The sequence below is a fragment of the Citrobacter sp. FP75 genome, assembly GCF_018342065.1.
GTDB lineage: Bacteria > Pseudomonadota > Gammaproteobacteria > Enterobacterales > Enterobacteriaceae > Citrobacter.
This window is the reverse complement of record NZ_JAFDOE010000008.1, coordinates 77,990-97,243: the sequence shown is the minus strand read 5'-3', so window position 1 is coordinate 97,243 and position 19,254 is coordinate 77,990. Positions and strand designations below refer to the sequence as shown.

Below are 19,254 nucleotides of genomic sequence, written 5' to 3'. Positions count from 1 at the left end.
GAAACGAAGAGTACTAACGGTCAGAAGTTATAACCGAGACCGACACGATAGCGGGTCTGACGATCGTCGGTAGTTGTGGTGTTATAACCTGAAGAAACATTACCGACTTCAACAAACGGAACCCAGGAACCTATTTTATAAGCAACGCGGAAGTTATATTCGTAATCGTCTTTTCTGTTGTTATATAAATCTTCGCTATCGGCAATTTTATAAATACCGTTTAGCTCAAACATCCAGTCATTGATGTTATAACCGAGCCATGCTTCCGGACGATAGACCATGCGGTCATCTTTGCCGTCAGTGTTTCTGCGCATGTACTCCTGGCGATAGCGAAACGCGGTCCACCAGTTGTCATTAATATTATACTGTACGCGAATGTAAGGCTTATAAATCGTAATGTTATCACCCGTTTCGACAGCAATACCCGGCTGCCAGATAAACCCCTGCCAGGTAAACTGATAGCTTGCCGTATACTCGTTGCCATTACTTTCCATATTGTTCCACGCATCATTAGATTGCGTATCATCAGAACGTGAAATAGCTTCGACGGCGACACCAAAACCGGTAGCAAAACGGTGAGACATATAAACACGGTCGTAATTGCGTCCATCATCATAATACTCATGACGGTAATCAACATAACCCGCGTGTGCAGCTGCAGAGAATAATGGAATAAGTAATAATGCAGCGTTTAATTTCATAAACGTCCCTTCCCATAAACAATTAAGGAATTAACCCATATGACGTCCTAAAAAGGAAAGCCAAATTGGATCTATGAATAATTTTAGATTTCCTAAAAATTGTATTTAAGCCGGAGAGACAAAACCTTTTAAATTTTGCCAACAATTCAAATTAATGGCAAAGATGTAAAGATGAAAACGATAAAGATCACCAATAGAAACATTTTATCGATAAAATAAAAACGCTGTTTTATTTATTGATGATTACTTACATTCACCGAATGCATACATGCTTCAGACGGATTCACAGGTACAAAAAAAGCGCCGTAAGGCGCTTTTTTCTGACAGCAAAAACTTATTTGCTGGTACCCGGTACGCTGAAACGCTTGTTGAAGCGATCAACACGGCCACCGGTAGCAACATCACGCTGTTTGCCAGTGTAGAACGGGTGGCATTTACCGCACACGTCGAGGTTCAGATCGTGACCAACGGTAGAGCGGATTTTCATGACGTTACCGCAAGAGCAGTTTGCAGTAATTTCTTCGTATTTCGGATGAATATCTTTTTTCATGGGGAGAACCTCAGTTAAGGCCGCGTCGCTCTTCCAGCCCTAACGCCAGACACCACGCGATGTTAATAGTATAGTTTTGACGCAATCAATTTGCATCAAAGGCGGCGAATCATACAGAAATTAGCCCGCTCATGCAAACTGATCCGCATTCCGCTGTCCACTAATGTGTATACTAACCCGCCAGAATTCAAGTCAGGATGATTCAATGCCCGTTGCTCACGTTGCCTTACCCGTCCCGCTACCCCGTACCTTTGACTACCTCTTGCCGGAAGGCATGAGCGCCAAAGCCGGGTGTCGCGTACGTGTACCCTTTGGCAAACAACAGGAACGCGTCGGTATTGTCCTGTCGGTCAGCGAGCACAGTGAACTGCCGATCAACGAATTAAAAGCGGTTATCGAGGTGCTGGACGACGAACCGGTTTATTCGACCTCCGTCTGGCGTTTGCTGCTGTGGGCGGCTGATTATTACCATCACCCCATTGGCGACGTGCTGTTTCACGCCCTGCCGATTCTGCTGCGTCAGGGCAGACCCGCCACCAATACGCCAATGTGGTACTGGTTTGCCACCGAAGAAGGCCAGGCCACTGACCTCAACAGTCTGAAACGCTCGCCAAAACAGCAGCAGGCCCTGGCAGCGCTGCGCCAGGGAAAAATCTGGCGTGACCAGGTGGCCGACCTTGAATTTAACGATGCCGCATTGCAGGCGCTACGTAAAAAAGGCCTGTGCGATCTGGCGAGCGAAACGCCAGGTTTCAGCGACTGGCGTACGCACTATGCGGTTTCCGGTGAGCGTCTTCGACTGAACACCGAGCAAGCCACTGCCGTCGGGGCAATTCACAGCGCCTCAGACAGCTTTAGCGCCTGGCTGTTAGCGGGCGTGACGGGATCGGGCAAAACAGAAGTCTATTTAAGCGTGCTGGAAAATGTCCTCGCACAGGGCAAACAGGCACTGGTCATGGTGCCGGAAATTGGCCTGACGCCGCAAACCATCGCCCGCTTTCGCGAACGCTTCAATGCCCCGGTCGAAGTTTTGCACTCCGGTTTAAATGACAGCGAGCGCCTTTCCGCGTGGCTGAAAGCGAAAAATGGCGAAGCGGCGATTGTCATCGGTACCCGCTCATCGCTGTTTACGCCGTTTAAAAATCTTGGTGTGATTGTCATCGACGAAGAGCACGACAGCTCCTATAAACAACAGGAAGGCTGGCGCTACCACGCCCGCGACCTGGCTGTTTACCGCGCACACAGCGAGCAGATCCCGATTATTCTGGGTTCAGCGACGCCGGCGCTGGAAACACTGTGCAACGTGCGGCAAAAAAAATACCACATGCTGCGCCTGACACGCCGTGCCGGAAACGCACGTCCCGCGACGCAGCACGTACTGGATTTAAAAGGTCAGCAGATACAGGCCGGACTGGCCCCGGCGCTGATCGCCCGTATGCGTCAGCATTTGCAGGCCGATAACCAGGTGATCCTGTTTCTTAATCGCCGGGGTTTTGCCCCAGCGTTGCTGTGCCACGACTGCGGCTGGATTGCCGAATGTCCACGCTGCGATCACTACTACACGCTACATCAGGCGCAGCATCATCTGCGCTGCCACCACTGCGACAGCCAGCGCCCGATACCGCGTCAATGCCCGTCCTGCGGCTCTACGCACATGGTGCCAGTGGGGCTCGGTACCGAGCAGCTCGAACAGGCCTTAGCGCCGTTCTTCCCCGGCGTGCCAATCTCACGAATCGATCGCGATACCACCAGCCGTAAAGGGGCGCTGGAACAGCATCTGGCGGAAGTCCATCGCGGCGGCGCACGCATCCTGATCGGCACGCAAATGCTGGCGAAAGGGCACCACTTCCCGGACGTTACGCTGGTAGCGCTGCTGGATGTCGACGGAGCATTATTCTCTGCCGACTTCCGTTCCGCAGAACGCTTCGCCCAACTCTACACTCAGGTATCCGGGCGCGCAGGACGCGCCGGGAAACAGGGCGAAGTGGTACTGCAGACGCATCACCCTGAACATCCTTTGCTGCAAATCTTATTGCATAAAGGCTACGACGCCTTTGCCGAGCAGGCGCTTGCCGAGCGGCAGACGTTGCAGCTTCCACCGTGGACCAGCCACGTCATCGTGCGGGCAGAAGACCACAACAATCAGCAGGCGCCGCTGTTTTTACAGCAGCTACGCAATCTGATCCAGGCCAGCCCGCTGGCAGACGATAAGCTGTGGGTATTAGGTCCGGTTCCGGCTCTGGCCCCTAAACGTGGCGGCCGCTATCGTTGGCAAATATTGTTGCAACACCCGTCGCGTATTCGCCTGCAGCATATCGTCAGCGGTACGCTGGCGTTGATTAATACGCTACCCGATGCACGCAAGGTCAAATGGGTGCTGGATGTCGATCCCATTGAGGGATAACCCCTCATGATGCGAGGCGGATCGTAAAATTAAACATCCATCACACTTTTTATGAAAATTCTGTAACTGCTTCTATTCACTATCTGATAAAAATATTTCAGATGAAGGTTACCCAGGGACAGGTCTGCACCAGCAGCGCCCTGGCGAGGAGAAAGAGTGAAACCGAACAAGCAGGTCACTGCCGCGACGATGAAAGATGTTGCCCTGAAGGCGAAAGTCTCCACGGCAACCGTCTCCCGTGCATTAATGAATCCAGACAAAGTCTCTCAGTCCACCCGTAGCCGGGTTGAGCAAGCCGCCCTGGAAGTAGGATATTTACCACAGTCGATGGGCCGCAACGTTAAGCGTAACGAATCACGCACCATCCTGGTCATCGTCCCGGATATTTGCGATCCCTTTTTTAGCGAAGTGATTCGCGGTATAGAGGTCACCGCCGCCGAGCAAGGTTATCTGGTGCTAATCGGCGATTGCGCGCACCAGAATCAGCAGGAAAAGACCTTTCTTAACCTCATTATTACCAAGCAGATCGACGGCATGGTGCTGCTCAGTTCACGCCTGCCCTTTGATGCCAGCGTAGAAGAACAGCGCAATTTACCGCCGATGGTGATGTCCAACGAATTCGCGCCAGAACTGGAGCTGCCCACCGTTCACATTGATAACCTCACCGCCGCCTTTAACGCGATGAACTATCTGCTGGAACTGGGGCATAAACGCATCGGCTGTATCGCCGGGCCAGAGGATATGCCGCTGTGCCACTACCGTCTGCAAGGTTACGTTCAGGCGTTACGCCGCAGCGGGATTACGGTCGATCCGCATTTTATCGCGCGCGGTGATTTTACCTATGAAGCGGGAGCTAACGCGCTAAAACAGCTGCTTGAGCTACCGCACCCGCCGACCGCCGTCTTTTGTCACAGCGATGTCATGGCGCTGGGTGCGCTCTCCTATGCCAAACGCCAGGGTTTAAAAGTCCCTGACGACCTGTCGATTATTGGCTTTGATAACATTTCACTGACGGAATTTTGTGATCCACCCCTGACAACCGTCGCACAGCCGCGTTTCGATATTGGGCGCGAGGCTATGCTGTTACTGCTCGATCAATTACAGGGGCAGAGCGTCAGCAGTGGTTCACGTTTACTGGACTGTGAGCTCATTATTCGGGGCACGACCCGGGCGCTGACATAAAGTAAAGCGCTTTCGGACTCCCCTGTCTGGTCAAAGGCCCGCCGCTTAAGTAACATGGCGGGCTGACGAACGAATAAATACAGCGAAACGATAGTGGCACAACGAGATTATGTACGTCGCGGCCAACCGGCACCTTCGCGGCGCAAAAAGAGCACCTCACGGAATAAGCAACGCAATACACCCGCGGTTTCACCCGCGATGGTTGCTATTGCAGCAGCCGTACTCGTGACCTTTATCGGTGGTCTGTACTTCATTACGCATCACAAGAAAGAAGAGTCCGAGACGCTGCAAAACCAGAAAGTGACCGGCAATGGCATCCCACCGAAACCGGAAGAACGCTGGCGATACATCAAAGAGCTGGAAAGCCGTCAGCCTGGCGTACGTGCGCCAACCGAACCCTCTGCTGGCGGCGAAGTGCTGAATGCCGATCAGCTGACGAATGAGCAGCGCCAACTGCTGGCGCAAATGCAGGCTGATATGCGTCAGCAGCCTACACAGCTCAACGAAGTTCCGTGGAATGAACAAACACCTGAGCAACGCCAGCAAACGCTGCAGCGTCAGCGTCAGGTGCAGCAACAACAGTGGACCAATGCGCAGCAACAGGCTCAGCAGCCGCGTACACAACCACGGGTAACGGAACAGCCTTATCAGCAACCGCAGCAGCAAACGCGTACCGCACAAGCCGCACCGGTACAGCAGCCGCGCCAAACGCAGCCCAAACCGGCGGCGCAGCAGCCGTACCAGGATCTGCTACAGACGCCTGCACATACCGCTGCCGCTCAGCCTAAAACGCAGCCAGCGGCACCAATTACCGAAGTGCCGAAGCAGACTGCTGAGAAAAAAGATGAGCGCCGCTGGATGGTGCAGTGCGGGTCGTTTAAAGGTGCTGAACAGGCAGAAACCGTGCGTGCACAGTTGGCCTTTGAGGGATTCAACTCCCACATCACGACCAACAACGGCTGGAATCGCGTGGTCATTGGCCCGGTTAAAGGCAAGGAAAACGCCGACAACACCATCAGTCGTTTGAAAGTCGCGGGCCACACAAACTGCATTCGACTGTCTGCCGGGGGTTGAAACCCCCAAAATCCCCCCCATCTATACTTGCATTACGCCCCGTACACTGTGCGGGGCCTGTATTCTGTATTTGTAACCAAGGGGTCTGCTCGTGACAACAATAGTAAGCGTACGCCGTAACGGCCATGTGGTAATCGCCGGTGATGGTCAGGCCACACTGGGTAACACCGTAATGAAAGGCAACGTGAAGAAAGTCCGCCGTCTGTACAACGACAAAGTCATCGCGGGCTTTGCGGGCGGCACTGCGGATGCATTCACGCTGTTTGAACTGTTTGAACGCAAACTGGAAATGCACCAGGGGCATCTGGTGAAAGCTGCCGTTGAGCTGGCGAAGGACTGGCGTACCGACCGTATGCTGCGCAAACTCGAAGCGCTGCTGGCCGTTGCAGATGAAACTGCATCGCTCATCATCACCGGTAACGGCGACGTCATCCAGCCAGAAAACGATCTAATTGCTATCGGCTCCGGCGGTCCCTACGCCCAGGCTGCTGCACGCGCTCTGCTGGAAAACACCGAGCTTGGCGCACGCGAGATTGCTGAGAAAGCGTTGGATATTGCAGGGGATATCTGCATTTATACCAACCACTTCCATACCATCGAAGAATTGAACTCCAAAGCGTAAGGATCCCCCATGTCTGAAATGACCCCACGCGAAATTGTCAGCGAACTGAACAAACATATCATCGGCCAGGACAACGCCAAGCGTTCCGTGGCGATTGCCCTGCGTAACCGCTGGCGCCGTATGCAGCTCGACGAAGAGCTGCGCCATGAAGTCACGCCAAAAAATATTCTGATGATTGGCCCAACCGGCGTCGGTAAAACCGAAATCGCCCGTCGTCTGGCAAAACTGGCCAACGCGCCGTTCATCAAAGTTGAAGCCACGAAATTCACCGAAGTCGGCTATGTGGGTAAAGAAGTTGACTCCATCATCCGCGATCTGACCGATTCTGCCATTAAAATGGTCCGCGTTCAGGCTATCGAGAAAAACCGCTTTCGCGCCGAAGAAATGGCGGAAGAGCGCATTCTCGACGTGCTGATCCCACCGGCTAAAAATAACTGGGGGCAGTCTGAGCAGCCGCAGGAACCTTCCGCTGCGCGTCAGGCATTCCGTAAAAAATTGCGTGAAGGCCAACTGGACGACAAAGAGATTGAAATCGATCTCGCCGCCGCGCCGATGGGTGTTGAAATTATGGCGCCTCCGGGTATGGAAGAGATGACCAGCCAGCTGCAGTCCATGTTCCAGAACCTGGGCGGCCAGAAACAAAAACCGCGTAAGCTGAAAATCAAAGAAGCCATGAAGCTGTTGATTGAGGAAGAAGCGGCGAAGCTGGTAAACCCGGAAGAGCTGAAACAAGACGCCATCGACGCCGTTGAGCAGCACGGGATCGTGTTTATCGACGAAATCGACAAAATCTGTAAGCGCGGCGAATCCTCCGGCCCGGACGTTTCCCGTGAAGGCGTACAGCGCGACCTGCTGCCGCTGGTTGAAGGCTGCACCGTCTCCACCAAGCACGGCATGGTGAAAACCGATCACATTCTGTTTATCGCTTCGGGTGCGTTCCAGGTGGCTAAACCGTCCGACCTGATCCCGGAACTGCAGGGTCGTCTGCCGATTCGTGTCGAGCTGCAGGCGCTGACCACCAGCGATTTTGAGCGTATCCTGACTGAACCAAATGCCTCCATCACCGTGCAGTACAAAGCGCTGATGGCGACTGAGGGCGTGAATATTGAGTTCACAGAAGATGGCATCAAGCGCATCGCTCAAGCCGCCTGGCAGGTCAACGAAACCACCGAGAACATCGGTGCCCGTCGTCTGCACACCGTGCTTGAACGTCTGATGGAAGATATTTCCTATGATGCGAGCGATTTGAACGGCCAAAGCATCACAATTGATGCCGAATATGTGAGCAAACATCTGGATGCGCTGGTCGCAGATGAAGATCTGAGCCGTTTTATCCTATAATCGCGTTCAATGCATTTTCATCACTGTTGATGGGGCTGATAAAGCCCCATTTTTATTGGCGCTAAATATGACTGAACAACAACAAATTAGCCGCTCACAAGCCTGGCTGGAAAGTTTACGACCTAAGACCTTACCGCTCGCCTTTGCGGCGATCATCGTCGGTACGGCATTAGCATGGTGGCAAGGGTATTTCGATCCGTTGGTGGCTCTGCTGGCATTGATCACCGCAGGACTGCTGCAAATCCTGTCCAATCTTGCGAACGACTATGGCGACGCCGTCAAAGGCAGCGACAAGCCTGACCGCATTGGGCCACTGCGCGGTATGCAAAAAGGGGTCATCACCCAACAGCAGATGAAGCGCGCACTGATTGTCACCGTGGCCTTAATCTGTCTGTCTGGCCTGGCGCTGGTGGCGGTGGCCTGCCACACGATGGCTGATTTTGTCGGCTTCCTGGTGCTCGGTGGCCTGTCGATTATCGCCGCGATCACCTATACCGTTGGCAATCGCCCTTATGGCTACATCGGGCTCGGTGATATTTCCGTGCTGGTCTTCTTCGGCTGGCTGAGCGTTATGGGCAGTTGGTATCTGCAGGCGCATACGCTGATTCCCGCACTCATTCTGCCAGCTACCGCCTGCGGCCTGCTGGCCACCGCCGTGCTTAACGTTAACAACCTGCGCGATATCAATAGCGACAAAGAGAACGGTAAAAACACGCTGGTAGTGCGTCTGGGCGCTGTTAACGCACGTCGTTACCATGCCTGTCTGCTGATGGGTACGCTGGTCTGCCTGGCGCTGTTTAACCTGTTTTCGCTGCAAAGCTTGTGGGGATGGCTGTTTATCCTCGCCGCCCCGCTACTGATTAAGCAGGCGCGATACGTAATGCGTGAAATGGATCCAGCGGCAATGCGTCCGATGCTCGAACGCACCGTCAAAGCAGCACTGTTAACTAACCTGCTGTTTGTTGTTGGGATTTTCTTAAGCCAGTGGTCTGTTTAACTGACAAATATCAATTAACAATTGATGATTTTGCCAACAGTACACATAGCGCGATATACTAAAAATTCTCGCAGCAACTGAACGTTGAGCCTATGAAATACGATACATCCGAGCTTTGTGACATCTATCAGGAAGATGTCAACGTCGTGGAACCACTGTTCTCTAACTTTGGAGGACGGTCGTCGTTTGGCGGACAAATCATCACGGTAAAATGTTTCGAGGACAACGGGTTGCTGTACGATCTGCTCGAACAAAATGGCCGTGGTCGCATTCTGCTGGTCGATGGCGGCGGTTCTGTCCGTCGTGCGCTAGTCGATGCCGAACTGGCACGTCTGGCGGTACAGAACGAATGGGAAGGTCTGGTCATCTACGGCTCAGTACGCCAGGTAGACGATCTGGAAGAACTGGATATCGGCATTCAGGCGATTGCCGCTATTCCGGTGGGTGCCGCAGGTGAAGGCATTGGAGAAAGCGATGTGCGCGTCAACTTCGGTGGCGTGACGTTCTTCTCCGGCGACCACCTGTACGCCGACAACACCGGCATCATCCTCTCCGAAGACCCGCTTGATATCGAGTAAGTAAAAAAGGCCATCAAATTTGCTGATGGCCTTTTTTTATTCATTTGATGCGTAATGAATGACTTTAATATCATACTTTTCATGTTTTTCTTCGACAACAACACTCATCATCTCACGACTGGCAGGATAAGTTCCGATATAAGCATTTAATTCATCCTCAGCTATCTGAACGCCACTCTTTTGTATCCCGGTAAAGATTATTTCACTGCGTTGAAGATGGCTACCTTCATCTGCATAGCTTACAAAAAACCAGTCGCTGGATACCCTTGGAACCTGTTTAAGAGGTTTCGGTGTTAGCAGATGATAAAATAATAAATTTTGTTGTGTGTAGCGTGTTTCTGTAAAAATGCTCGCCATGAAATAACAATAAAGTAGCGCAATGAAAATTATAAATACAATAATGAAACCTAATTTTCTGGATTTCATATGCGGAGTTCCCGAACATAATCAGGATTCGCAACAGGTTCTATTACATCCATAAATAAAGGTAATTCACCCGAATAGGGTTCATGTTTCTTGTCTTTATCGATAGGATCAGGAAACAGTAACGGAATAACACTTTTGTTCTTAAACTCACCAACTGGGCCATAGAAGTCCCAGATACGATAAGCCTTTTCTTTCGAGCATATCTGAAGATAAGAGGTGTAATCTGCATAATTTACTGCCTGGTAAAAACCAAATAGATTTGAGACCAAATCTTCGGCACTATAACCACTATCAGTTAAATAAACATAAGGCCAAAAGTCCTGTAAGGATTCAAAGCGATGTGACGTACCTAAGAATATCGATAAAGCAATACCTTGTAAGGTTCGCTCCTGCAATCCTCGTCGCACCATAAATCTACGATATATACCAGTATTAATATTTATGCCATGAATATTTTTGGACATACTTTGATGATAATTCACTTCATAAAACTCACTATCACCACCACGAGGCCTTGTCATTTCAAACCATAATTGCTCAGCACCTGCCGGATTAGCATGGCCTAAATCAATCCATCCTAGATTCTCTGTATAGATAAGACCATATCTAATATCTCTAGTGATAAGTCGATCCGAGTCATCAATAATATCGTTTCGTTTTGTCATATCGTATTCTTTGGAATTTAAAAGTTACGATATCCTAATCTCTACATAGTAAAAAGGCATCCATAATGGATGCCTTTTTAAAGAAATCAGAATTAGACTTCTTCCATACGGCCCAGGAGAGCATGCAGACGATCCTGCCAGCCGCTCTGCTGTTCTTTCAGGTTGTTGTTCTCACGTTCCAGCTCTTCACGCTGCTGCTGTGCAGACTGAACTTCCTGCGACAGTGAGTTGTTCTTTTCTTTCAGCTCTTCGATTTCCATCTGCAACAGCGTGATGGTATCAATCGCCTGCTGTACTTTTGCTTCCAGTTTCTCAAACACTTCTAATGACATCGTCATACCTCTCCTGAATTGCAAGGCGTTGATGGATAAAAATCCTCGTCCCGATAACCGGTGACGCCTTAATAAAAACGCGCGTTCTCTACTTAGCTCCGATTGTATGAAGCCGCGCCATCGCTGTCCAGCAGCATCCCGCGTAGATTGCGGTTTACAACACTTTTAATCTTTGTCCTGGCGACAAATCCCTTATAACTCCAAAGTGTTAACATATTGGTTAATGAAATGATTCAGCTCACACTAATTATGTATAACAAATGCCTCGTAGTAGCGCGAAAACGCTCATTTTGTTGATGCAGTACACACATTTTAATTTCGATATTTCTCGTTTTTGCTCGTTAACGATAAATTAACAGTGTGCCTACCGGCTCCGGGGATGTCAGTGACCTTCTCGCACACAATAAACATTAATCTCTCTTCAGGATCCGATTATGAGTCAAACATCAACCTTGAAAGGCCAGTGCATTGCTGAATTCCTCGGTACCGGGTTGTTGATTTTCTTCGGTGTGGGATGTGTCGCTGCACTCAAAGTGGCTGGGGCTACTTTTGGTCAGTGGGAAATCAGTATCATCTGGGGTCTGGGGGTAGCGATGGCTATCTATCTGACAGCAGGTGTTTCTGGTGCACACCTGAATCCGGCGGTAACCATCGCACTGTGGCTGTTTGCCTGCTTTGACAAGCGTAAAGTTGTTCCTTTTATCATTTCACAAATTGCCGGCGCCTTTTGCGCAGCGGCATTGGTTTACGGGCTTTATTACAATCTTTTCATCGACTTTGAACAAACCAACCATATCGTGCGCGGCAGTACCGAAAGTCTGGGTCTGGCTGGCACTTTCTCCACCTATCCGAACCCGCATATCAATTTTGTGCAGGCCTTCGCGGTTGAAATGGTCATTACCGCTATTCTAATGGGGCTGATTCTGGCGCTGACCGACGATGGTAACGGTGTACCTCGTGGTCCGCTGGCACCGCTGCTGATCGGCTTATTGATTGCCGTTATTGGTGCTTCCATGGGCCCACTGACCGGTTTTGCGATGAATCCGGCACGTGACTTTGGACCGAAACTCTTCGCCTGGATGGCGGGATGGGGTGAGATTGCCTTCACGGGTGGTCGCGATATCCCTTACTTCCTGGTACCGGTGTTTGGCCCGATTACCGGCGCGATTTTGGGCGCATGGGCATATCGCAAACTGATTGGTCGTCATTTACCGTGTGATGTCTGCGCGATTGAAGAGAAAGACGCTGCGGCCAACACTCAACAAAAAGCTTCGCTGTAATGTGACTACGGGACAAAAAACATGACTGAGAAAAAATATATCGTTGCGCTCGACCAGGGCACCACCAGCTCCCGCGCGGTCGTAATGGACCACGATGCGAATATCGTTGCCGTTTCACAGCGCGAATTCGAGCAAATCTATCCAAAAGCAGGTTGGGTAGAACACGACCCCATGGAAATTTGGGCAACCCAAAGCTCCACGCTGGTAGAAGTTCTGGCGAAAGCCGATATCAGTTCTGACGAAATTGCAGCGATCGGCATTACCAACCAGCGTGAAACCACCATCGTCTGGGAACGTGAAACCGGTAAACCAATCTATAACGCCATTGTCTGGCAGTGCCGCCGTACCGCGGATATCTGCGAGAAACTCAAGCGTGACGGCATGGAAGAATACGTCCGCAACAACACCGGACTGGTCATTGACCCGTACTTCTCCGGCACCAAAGTGAAGTGGATCCTCGACCACGTAGAAGGCTCGCGTGAGCGCGCTCGTCGCGGCGAACTGCTGTTCGGTACCGTAGACACCTGGCTTATCTGGAAAATGACCCAGGGGCGCGTACACGTCACGGATTACACCAACGCCTCACGTACCATGCTGTTCAACATCCATACCCTGGACTGGGACGACAAAATGCTGGACGCGCTGGACGTTCCGCGTGCCATGCTGCCGGAAGTGCGTCGTTCTTCTGAAGTCTACGGTCAGACCAACATTGGCGGTAAAGGCGGCACGCGTATTCCTATCTCGGGCATCGCAGGCGATCAGCAGGCCGCGCTGTTCGGTCAGCTGTGCGTGAAAGAAGGGATGGCGAAAAATACCTACGGCACCGGCTGCTTCATGCTGATGAATACCGGTGAGAAAGCCGTTAAGTCTGAAAACGGGCTGCTGACCACCATCGCCTGCGGTCCGACCGGGGAAGTGAACTACGCGCTGGAAGGGGCCGTGTTTATGGCAGGCGCATCTATCCAGTGGCTGCGTGATGAAATGAAACTCATCAGCGATGCGTTCGACTCCGAATATTTCGCCACCAAAGTGAAGGATACCAACGGTGTGTACGTGGTTCCGGCCTTCACCGGTCTGGGTGCGCCGTACTGGGACCCGTATGCCCGTGGCGCCATCTTCGGCCTGACCCGTGGCGTAAACTCCAACCACATCATCCGTGCTACGCTTGAGTCTATCGCTTACCAGACCCGCGATGTGCTGGAAGCGATGCAGGCCGACTCCGGTATTCGTCTGCACGCGCTGCGCGTTGACGGCGGTGCGGTCGCCAACAACTTCCTGATGCAGTTCCAGTCCGACATTCTTGGCACCCGCGTGGAACGCCCGGAAGTTCGCGAAGTCACCGCGCTGGGAGCCGCGTATCTGGCAGGCCTGGCAGTAGGCTTCTGGCAAAACCTGGATGAGCTGCAGGAAAAAGCAGTCATCGAGCGCGAATTCCGCCCAGGCATCGAAACCACCGAGCGTAACTTCCGTTACAGCGGCTGGAAAAAAGCCGTGAAACGCGCCCTGGCGTGGGAAGACCACGAAGAGTAATTCCTGTCACACAAGTGCGGGGGTAACCCCGCACATACATCAATAATCCACCGCCCTCCCCTGTGCTACACTTCGCGCCATTCCTTTCTGCTACGAGTTTGCAATGAGACGAGAACTTGCCATTGAATTTTCACGCGTGACTGAAGCGGCGGCGCTGGCTGGCTATAAATGGCTGGGTCGCGGCGATAAAAATACCGCTGACGGCGCGGCGGTGAACGCCATGCGTATTATGCTTAACCAGGTCAATATTGACGGCACCATCGTGATTGGCGAGGGTGAGATTGATGAAGCGCCGATGCTGTTTATCGGTGAAAAAGTCGGTACCGGTCTTGGCGATGCCGTAGATATTGCGGTCGACCCTATCGAAGGTACGCGCATGACGGCGATGGGTCAGGCGAATGCGCTGGCGGTCCTCGCGGTTGGTGACAAAGGCTGCTTCCTCAACGCGCCGGATATGTACATGGAGAAGCTGATTGTCGGGCCGGGCGCAAAAGGGGCTATCGACCTGAACCTGTCGCTCGAAGCTAACCTGCGTAACATCGCCGCCGCACTCAGCAAGCCGCTCGGCGAACTGACCGTGACAATTCTGGCCAAGCCTCGCCACGATGACGTTATTGCCGAGATGGCAAAGCTGGGCGTGCGGGTGTTTGCCATTCCCGACGGTGACGTCGCAGCCTCCATTCTGACCTGCATGCCAGACAGCGAAGTTGACGTGCTGTACGGCATTGGCGGTGCGCCGGAAGGCGTGGTTTCTGCCGCCGTTATCCGCGCGCTGGATGGCGACATGCAGGGGCGTCTGCTGGCACGTCATGACGTCAAAGGCGACAGCGAAGAGAACCGTCGCATTGGCGAGCAAGAACTGGCTCGCTGCCAGGCCATGGGTATCGAAGCTGGTAAAGCGCTGCGTCTGGACGAAATGGCGCGCAGCGATAACGTTATCTTCTCCGCGACCGGCATCACCAAAGGCGATCTTCTGGATGGGATTAGCCGTAAAGGTAATATCGCCACCACCGAAACGCTGCTGATCCGCGGCAAGTCACGCACGATCCGTCGTATTCAGTCGATTCACTATCTCGATCGCAAAGATCCCGATGTGCAGGCGCACATCCTGTAATTGATTTGATCAATAGAGCCTTCCAGTCCATCCGGGCTGGAAATCTTTCGTGCAACGAACGAAGATAAGGCAATCAAAGCAGACAGGAGAAAACCATGGCAGATTGGGTAACAGGTAAAGTCACAAAGGTGCAGAACTGGACCGACGCCCTGTTTAGTTTAACCGTGCGCGCGCCGGTTCTCCCCTTCACTGCAGGTCAGTTTACCAAGCTTGGCCTTGAGATCGACGGCGAGCGCGTCCAGCGCGCCTATTCCTACGTGAATGCCCCTGACAATCCCGATTTAGAGTTTTACCTGGTGACGGTTCCTGACGGAAAGCTCAGCCCGCGTCTGGCTGCACTGAAGCCTGGTGATGATGTACAGGTGGTGAGTGAAGCCGCTGGCTTCTTCGTGCTGGATGAAATCCCCGATTGCGATACGCTGTGGATGCTGGCAACCGGCACGGCGATCGGCCCCTATCTGTCCATTCTGCAACAGGGCAAAGATCTCGATCGCTTTAAAAATCTGGTTCTGGTCCACGCCGCGCGTTATGCCGCCGATTTAAGCTATCTGCCGTTGATGCAGGCGCTGGAAAAGCGTTACGAAGGGAAATTACGCATCCAGACGGTTGTCAGTCGTGAAACGGCCGCTGGCTCGCTTACTGGTCGCGTCCCCGCACTGATTGAAAGCGGCGAGCTGGAAAACGCGGTTGGCCTGCCCATAGATACTGCCACCAGCCATGTGATGCTCTGTGGGAACCCACAGATGGTGCGCGATACCCAGCAGTTACTGAAAGAGACCCGGCAGATGACCAAACACCTGCGTCGCCGACCGGGTCATATGACTGCTGAGCATTACTGGTAATGATTTTTGCCGGATGGCGGCGCGCCTTATCCGGTCGACAAACTATTTTTGGTCGGCTTTATACTTCACATCCTGCATATCCTTGCCAAACTTATTCTCGCCCTGGGTGCCAACAAACGCGCCCAGGTCAATGAGCATGCCGACCAGAATCAGCGTGGGGACAAAGCGCCCGACTACCCACGGCAATACACTGGGTAACATCGCCCAGTTTCCCGCCAGCAGCATCCACGCCAGAACCATCAATAACGCCCACGCGCCAGAGCGCCCCCGGTCATGCAGACGTTTTACCGTCACCGCCGCCGTTGGCCACAACAAACACACCAGGCAAAAGGCCGCCGTCTGAATATCGAGGAGCTTTTTGCTCGCCAGCGAGAACAGAACCAGCATACCGACAATCCAGAGGCCGACCCAAATCCAGAAATCACGGCGTCCGATACGCCCTTTAATTGAGAATAACCACTGCTGTATGGTCATGTAAGTTCCTTTATTATTACCTTCCAGAACAGTTTACCCTTTTGACAAGCCCGACGGTTACCGTTTTAATCGTGGTCAGTCATAACGAAAGGTACGATTGATGAAGCAAGGATTTACTCTGTTTTTATTACTGTTTTCAGCCCTGTCCGTAAGCACTGCGGTACTGGCGGAAGAGCCCTCGACGGCAACCACGGCCCCCTACCTGCTGGCGGGCGCACCGACGTTTGATCTGTCGATCAGCCAATTTCGTGAAAACTTTAATACGCAGAATCCGAAGCTTGCATTGAATGAGTTCCGCGCTATCGACAGCAGTCGCGATAAGGCCAACCTGACTCGCGCTGCCAGTAAGATCAATGAAAACCTGTATGCGTCATCGGCCCTTGAGCGAGGTACGCTGAAAATCAAAAGCATGCAGATAACCTGGCTGCCGATTCAGGGGCCGGAACAAAAGGCCGCCAAAGCGAAAGCGCTGGAATACATGAGCGCCGTTATCCGCACCGTGGCCCCCTTACTGACCAAAGAACAAAGCCAGAAAAAGCTGCAAAAACTGCTCGCCGCTGGCAAAGGTAAGCACTACTACGCAGAAACCGAGGGCGCAATTCGCTATGTCGTGGCAGATAACGGCGAAAAGGGGCTGACCTTCGCTGTTGAACCGATTAAGCTGGCGCTATCTGAAAACCTCGAAGGGTCGAATAAATGACAAAAAGCAAAGCCTTCGTGATGATCAATCTCTATACTGTTTCACAGACCATGCTGCCCTAAACGGGCGGCCATATTCCTTAATTCGCTGACAAGCGTGGAGAAATGAAATGCGACATCCTTTAGTGATGGGTAACTGGAAACTGAACGGCAGCCGCCACATGGTAAACGAACTGGTTGCTAATCTGCGTAAAGAACTGGCTGGCGTTGCTGGCTGTGCAGTAGCAATCGCTCCGCCGGAAATGTATATCGACCTGGCGAACCACGCCGCAGCCGGTAGCCACATCATCCTGGGCGCGCAGAACGTTGACCTGAACCTGTCTGGCGCATTCACCGGCGAAACGTCTGCTGAAATGCTGAAAGATATCGGCGCGAAATACATCATTATCGGTCACTCTGAGCGTCGTACTTACCACAAAGAGTCTGACGAACTGATCGCTAAAAAATTCGCCGTGCTGAAAGAGCAGGGTCTGATTCCGGTTCTGTGCATCGGTGAAACCGAAGCAGAAAACGAAGCAGGCAAAACGGAAGAAGTATGTGCACGTCAGATCGATGCAGTACTGAAGACTCAGGGCGCGGCAGCATTCGAAGGCGTAGTTATCGCTTACGAACCAGTATGGGCTATCGGTACCGGCAAATCTGCAACTCCGGCACAGGCTCAGGCTGTTCACAAATTCATCCGTGACCACATTGCTAAAGCTGACGCGAAAATCGCGCAGCAGGTTATCATCCAGTACGGCGGTTCCGTAAACGCAGCTAACGCGGCAGAACTGTTCGCACAGCCGGACATCGACGGTGCGCTGGTAGGTGGAGCTTCTCTGAAAGCAGACGCCTTCGCCGTGATCGTTAAGGCAGCGGAAGCCGCTAAACAGGCTTAAGTTGTTGCAAGGGGGGCATCGCCCCCCTTCTCATCCCCGCATTACCAGTATCCCAGCCAGTGCCACCAAAAGGCACCCGTTATCCCCCAGATCGTCAGGTTAGCCACACTCATCACCAGCCCTGTTTTCCACCACTCAGCCAGCGTGACGTAACCCGAGCCAAAAATGATGGGCGCAGTACCCGTGCCATAGTGCGTGAGCGACATCATTAACGAGGATGAAAATCCCAGCATCAGGCCAAGCAGCGCTGGTGGCGCGCCAAGTCCTAATCCCGCGGCAAAGAACGCAGCGAACATCGCCGTAATATGCGCAGTCGTACTGGCAAAAAAGTAGTGCGAATAGACGTACAGCAGGATCAGCAGCAGCGTGGCAATACTCCAGTGAACGCCGAGATGATCGATGGCGCTCCCCACGCTGGTCGCCAGCCAGCCGACCAGGCCCAGTTTACTCAGGAAGTCCGCCATCATGACCAGCGCGGCAAACCAGACTATCGTATCCCACGCCCCGCGGCATTTTAGAATATCGTCCCAGCTTAATACGCCTGTCACTAACAGGATTGATAAGCCGATTAACGCCGCACTGGTGGGGTTAACGGCCCAGGTACTGCCCATGATCATCGCAGGAACCCCCGCCCACAGGCACAGCAGCAAAATAAAGACCGCAAGGGTGATTTTCTCTGCCAGTGAAAGCGGGCCCAGCGCATCCAGTTTTTGTCGCGCGAACTGCGGCGCATTTGGTGTGCGCGTGATGGCTGGCGGATAGAGCCACCAGATAATAATGGGCATCACTACCAGTGAGACCACCGCAGGGAGAAGTGCGGCGATGGCCCACATCCCCCAGGTCATATTCAGCACCCCATCCGTCCCTTTGGTCAAAAAGCTGACAATTAACGGGTTAGGCGCGGTCGCGGTAATAAACATCGCCGACGTGATCGGGTTAATGTTGTAGTTCACCAGAGCCAGATAGCGGCCCGTAGAACCATTTTCCTTATCTCCCGGCTGAGAACCCAGGCTTTCGGCAATCGCCCGCATCACCGGGTGAATAATCCCGCCGCCACGCGCGGTATTGCTTGGCGTCACGGGGGCTATCAGCGTTTCCGCCAGGGTTAATGCCCAGGCAATACCCAGCGTCCGTTTACCAAACAAGGCAATAAACCCATAGCCAATTCGCGCGCCCAACCCCGTTTTCAGTAGGCTTTGCGATAGCATGATGGAAATACCGATAAGCCAAATCAGTTGATTCGAAAAGCCGCTCAGCGCATCACTCAGCGCTGCGGTAGGTTTGCCGGGATGCGTCACGCCGGTCATTGCCACCAGCATAATCGCCACAATCGCAATAGCACCAATGGGCATGGCTTTCCCGATAATCGCCGCGATCGTACCGATAAACAGCGCCAGCAGGTGCCACGCTTCGGGAGTTACGTCAGGAGGACACGGGATAACAAACCAGATGGTTAGCGTAATTACGATCGAGATAATGGCAGGCCAACAGCGGATGGGGGTCAATCTGTCCATGAGTCAATCCTTGAGTTTCCAGTACGCAAATCTGCGCCCGGGTATTAACCG

General features: G+C 52.6%; 20 protein-coding genes. 13 read left to right on the top strand and 7 right to left on the bottom strand.

What is annotated here, in order from left to right:
• Nucleotides 1-20: 20 nt before the first annotated feature.
• Together JQ822_RS21055 and rpmE are read right to left on the bottom strand one after the other, a co-directional pair.
• Nucleotides 21-701 (bottom strand): oligogalacturonate-specific porin KdgM family protein, encoded by a 681-nt coding sequence (locus JQ822_RS21055; protein WP_213135090.1) that lies wholly within the window; start codon nt 699-701, stop codon nt 21-23.
• A gap of 334 nt (nt 702-1,035) precedes the next feature.
• A complete protein-coding gene (gene rpmE, locus JQ822_RS21050; protein ID WP_096758811.1) occupies nt 1,036-1,251 on the bottom strand; it encodes a 50S ribosomal protein L31 in 216 nt (71 codons plus the stop codon).
• Nucleotides 1,252-1,456: 205 nt separating this feature from the next.
• Here rpmE and priA point away from each other — a divergent pair, with 205 nt between their 5' ends.
• The 7 genes from priA to rraA all read left to right on the top strand — a co-directional run bounded on the left by priA (nt 1,457) and on the right by rraA (nt 9,449).
• A complete protein-coding gene (priA, locus tag JQ822_RS21045) occupies nt 1,457-3,655 on the top strand; it encodes a primosomal protein N' (protein WP_213135089.1) in 2,199 nt (732 codons plus the stop codon).
• A gap of 156 nt (nt 3,656-3,811) precedes the next feature.
• Complete coding sequence (gene cytR / locus JQ822_RS21040) at nt 3,812-4,837, top strand: DNA-binding transcriptional regulator CytR (RefSeq protein WP_213135088.1); 1,026 nt, start codon at nt 3,812-3,814, stop codon at nt 4,835-4,837.
• 93 nt (nt 4,838-4,930) lie between these two features.
• A complete protein-coding gene (gene ftsN / locus JQ822_RS21035) occupies nt 4,931-5,911 on the top strand; it encodes a cell division protein FtsN (protein WP_213135087.1) in 981 nt (326 codons plus the stop codon).
• 91 nt (nt 5,912-6,002) lie between these two features.
• Nucleotides 6,003-6,533 carry an ATP-dependent protease subunit HslV gene (gene hslV, locus JQ822_RS21030; RefSeq protein WP_003028805.1) on the top strand — a complete coding sequence of 177 codons (531 nt, stop codon included), beginning with the start codon at nt 6,003-6,005 and terminating at the stop codon, nt 6,531-6,533.
• Nucleotides 6,534-6,542: 9 nt separating this feature from the next.
• Nucleotides 6,543-7,874: an HslU--HslV peptidase ATPase subunit gene (gene hslU / locus JQ822_RS21025; RefSeq protein WP_135323632.1), complete on the top strand. Its 1,332-nt coding sequence runs from the start codon at nt 6,543-6,545 to the stop codon at nt 7,872-7,874.
• Between the two features lie 67 nt (nt 7,875-7,941).
• Nucleotides 7,942-8,871, top strand: a complete 930-nt coding sequence (gene menA, locus JQ822_RS21020) for a 1,4-dihydroxy-2-naphthoate polyprenyltransferase (protein WP_135323633.1) — start codon at nt 7,942-7,944, stop codon at nt 8,869-8,871.
• 92 nt (nt 8,872-8,963) lie between these two features.
• Nucleotides 8,964-9,449: a ribonuclease E activity regulator RraA gene (rraA, locus tag JQ822_RS21015; RefSeq protein WP_003028798.1), complete on the top strand. Its 486-nt coding sequence runs from the start codon at nt 8,964-8,966 to the stop codon at nt 9,447-9,449.
• Nucleotides 9,450-9,485: 36 nt separating this feature from the next.
• On the opposite strand, the gene JQ822_RS21010 is transcribed toward rraA, so the two are convergent.
• The 3 genes from JQ822_RS21010 to zapB form a co-directional block, all read right to left on the bottom strand.
• A complete protein-coding gene (locus JQ822_RS21010) occupies nt 9,486-9,875 on the bottom strand; it encodes a hypothetical protein (RefSeq protein WP_213135086.1) in 390 nt (129 codons plus the stop codon).
• Nucleotides 9,872-10,540: a hypothetical protein gene (locus JQ822_RS21005; protein ID WP_213135085.1), complete on the bottom strand. Its 669-nt coding sequence runs from the start codon at nt 10,538-10,540 to the stop codon at nt 9,872-9,874. The genes JQ822_RS21010 and JQ822_RS21005 overlap by 4 nt, the downstream gene beginning before the upstream one ends.
• Before the next feature lie 92 nt (nt 10,541-10,632).
• Entirely contained in the window at nt 10,633-10,878 is a 246-nt protein-coding gene (zapB, locus tag JQ822_RS21000) for a septal ring assembly protein ZapB (RefSeq protein ID WP_006686209.1), read from the bottom strand.
• A 428-nt stretch (nt 10,879-11,306) separates the two neighbouring features.
• On the opposite strand from zapB, the gene JQ822_RS20995 reads away from it, so the two are divergent.
• From JQ822_RS20995 to fpr, 4 genes are all read left to right on the top strand, one after another.
• Entirely contained in the window at nt 11,307-12,152 is an 846-nt protein-coding gene (locus tag JQ822_RS20995; protein WP_032490558.1) for an MIP/aquaporin family protein, read from the top strand.
• Nucleotides 12,153-12,173: 21 nt separating this feature from the next.
• Nucleotides 12,174-13,682 carry a glycerol kinase GlpK gene (glpK, locus tag JQ822_RS20990; RefSeq protein ID WP_213135084.1) on the top strand — a complete coding sequence of 503 codons (1,509 nt, stop codon included), beginning with the start codon at nt 12,174-12,176 and terminating at the stop codon, nt 13,680-13,682.
• Nucleotides 13,683-13,785: 103 nt separating this feature from the next.
• The gene (gene glpX / locus JQ822_RS20985) at nt 13,786-14,796 is read left to right on the top strand and encodes a class II fructose-bisphosphatase (RefSeq protein ID WP_213135083.1); all 1,011 of its coding nucleotides are present in this window, start codon (nt 13,786-13,788) and stop codon (nt 14,794-14,796) included.
• Between the two features lie 95 nt (nt 14,797-14,891).
• Nucleotides 14,892-15,638 (top strand): ferredoxin--NADP(+) reductase, encoded by a 747-nt coding sequence (fpr, locus tag JQ822_RS20980; protein WP_213135082.1) that lies wholly within the window; start codon nt 14,892-14,894, stop codon nt 15,636-15,638.
• A 42-nt stretch (nt 15,639-15,680) separates the two neighbouring features.
• Here fpr and JQ822_RS20975 read toward each other — a convergent pair whose 3' ends face one another.
• Nucleotides 15,681-16,112: a DUF805 domain-containing protein gene (locus tag JQ822_RS20975; RefSeq protein WP_213135081.1), complete on the bottom strand. Its 432-nt coding sequence runs from the start codon at nt 16,110-16,112 to the stop codon at nt 15,681-15,683.
• Nucleotides 16,113-16,212: 100 nt separating this feature from the next.
• On the opposite strand from JQ822_RS20975, the gene JQ822_RS20970 reads away from it, so the two are divergent.
• A complete protein-coding gene (locus JQ822_RS20970) occupies nt 16,213-16,812 on the top strand; it encodes a YiiQ family protein (protein WP_213135080.1) in 600 nt (199 codons plus the stop codon).
• Between the two features lie 109 nt (nt 16,813-16,921).
• Nucleotides 16,922-17,689, top strand: a complete 768-nt coding sequence (tpiA, locus tag JQ822_RS20965) for a triose-phosphate isomerase (RefSeq protein WP_213135079.1) — start codon at nt 16,922-16,924, stop codon at nt 17,687-17,689.
• Between the two features lie 41 nt (nt 17,690-17,730).
• On the opposite strand, the gene JQ822_RS20960 is transcribed toward tpiA, so the two are convergent.
• Nucleotides 17,731-19,203, bottom strand: a complete 1,473-nt coding sequence (locus JQ822_RS20960) for a DASS family sodium-coupled anion symporter (protein ID WP_213135078.1) — start codon at nt 19,201-19,203, stop codon at nt 17,731-17,733.
• Between the last annotated feature and the right edge of the window lie 51 nt (nt 19,204-19,254).

What these genes read in the sequence shown, in the direction of transcription:
- JQ822_RS21055 (WP_213135090.1), bottom strand. Translation starts at nt 701, where the DNA reads ATGAAATTAAACGCTGCATTATTACTTATTCCATTATTCTCTGCAGCT.
- rpmE (WP_096758811.1), bottom strand. Translation starts at nt 1,251, where the DNA reads ATGAAAAAAGATATTCATCCGAAATACGAAGAAATTACTGCAAACTGC.
- priA (WP_213135089.1), top strand. Translation starts at nt 1,457, where the DNA reads ATGCCCGTTGCTCACGTTGCCTTACCCGTCCCGCTACCCCGTACCTTT.
- hslU (WP_135323632.1), top strand. Translation starts at nt 6,543, where the DNA reads ATGTCTGAAATGACCCCACGCGAAATTGTCAGCGAACTGAACAAACAT.
- menA (WP_135323633.1), top strand. Translation starts at nt 7,942, where the DNA reads ATGACTGAACAACAACAAATTAGCCGCTCACAAGCCTGGCTGGAAAGT.
- rraA (WP_003028798.1), top strand. Translation starts at nt 8,964, where the DNA reads ATGAAATACGATACATCCGAGCTTTGTGACATCTATCAGGAAGATGTC.
- JQ822_RS21010 (WP_213135086.1), bottom strand. Translation starts at nt 9,875, where the DNA reads ATGAAATCCAGAAAATTAGGTTTCATTATTGTATTTATAATTTTCATT.
- JQ822_RS21005 (WP_213135085.1), bottom strand. Translation starts at nt 10,540, where the DNA reads ATGACAAAACGAAACGATATTATTGATGACTCGGATCGACTTATCACT.
- zapB (WP_006686209.1), bottom strand. Translation starts at nt 10,878, where the DNA reads ATGACGATGTCATTAGAAGTGTTTGAGAAACTGGAAGCAAAAGTACAG.
- JQ822_RS20995 (WP_032490558.1), top strand. Translation starts at nt 11,307, where the DNA reads ATGAGTCAAACATCAACCTTGAAAGGCCAGTGCATTGCTGAATTCCTC.
- glpK (WP_213135084.1), top strand. Translation starts at nt 12,174, where the DNA reads ATGACTGAGAAAAAATATATCGTTGCGCTCGACCAGGGCACCACCAGC.
- glpX (WP_213135083.1), top strand. Translation starts at nt 13,786, where the DNA reads ATGAGACGAGAACTTGCCATTGAATTTTCACGCGTGACTGAAGCGGCG.
- fpr (WP_213135082.1), top strand. Translation starts at nt 14,892, where the DNA reads ATGGCAGATTGGGTAACAGGTAAAGTCACAAAGGTGCAGAACTGGACC.
- JQ822_RS20975 (WP_213135081.1), bottom strand. Translation starts at nt 16,112, where the DNA reads ATGACCATACAGCAGTGGTTATTCTCAATTAAAGGGCGTATCGGACGC.
- JQ822_RS20970 (WP_213135080.1), top strand. Translation starts at nt 16,213, where the DNA reads ATGAAGCAAGGATTTACTCTGTTTTTATTACTGTTTTCAGCCCTGTCC.
- tpiA (WP_213135079.1), top strand. Translation starts at nt 16,922, where the DNA reads ATGCGACATCCTTTAGTGATGGGTAACTGGAAACTGAACGGCAGCCGC.
- JQ822_RS20960 (WP_213135078.1), bottom strand. Translation starts at nt 19,203, where the DNA reads ATGGACAGATTGACCCCCATCCGCTGTTGGCCTGCCATTATCTCGATC.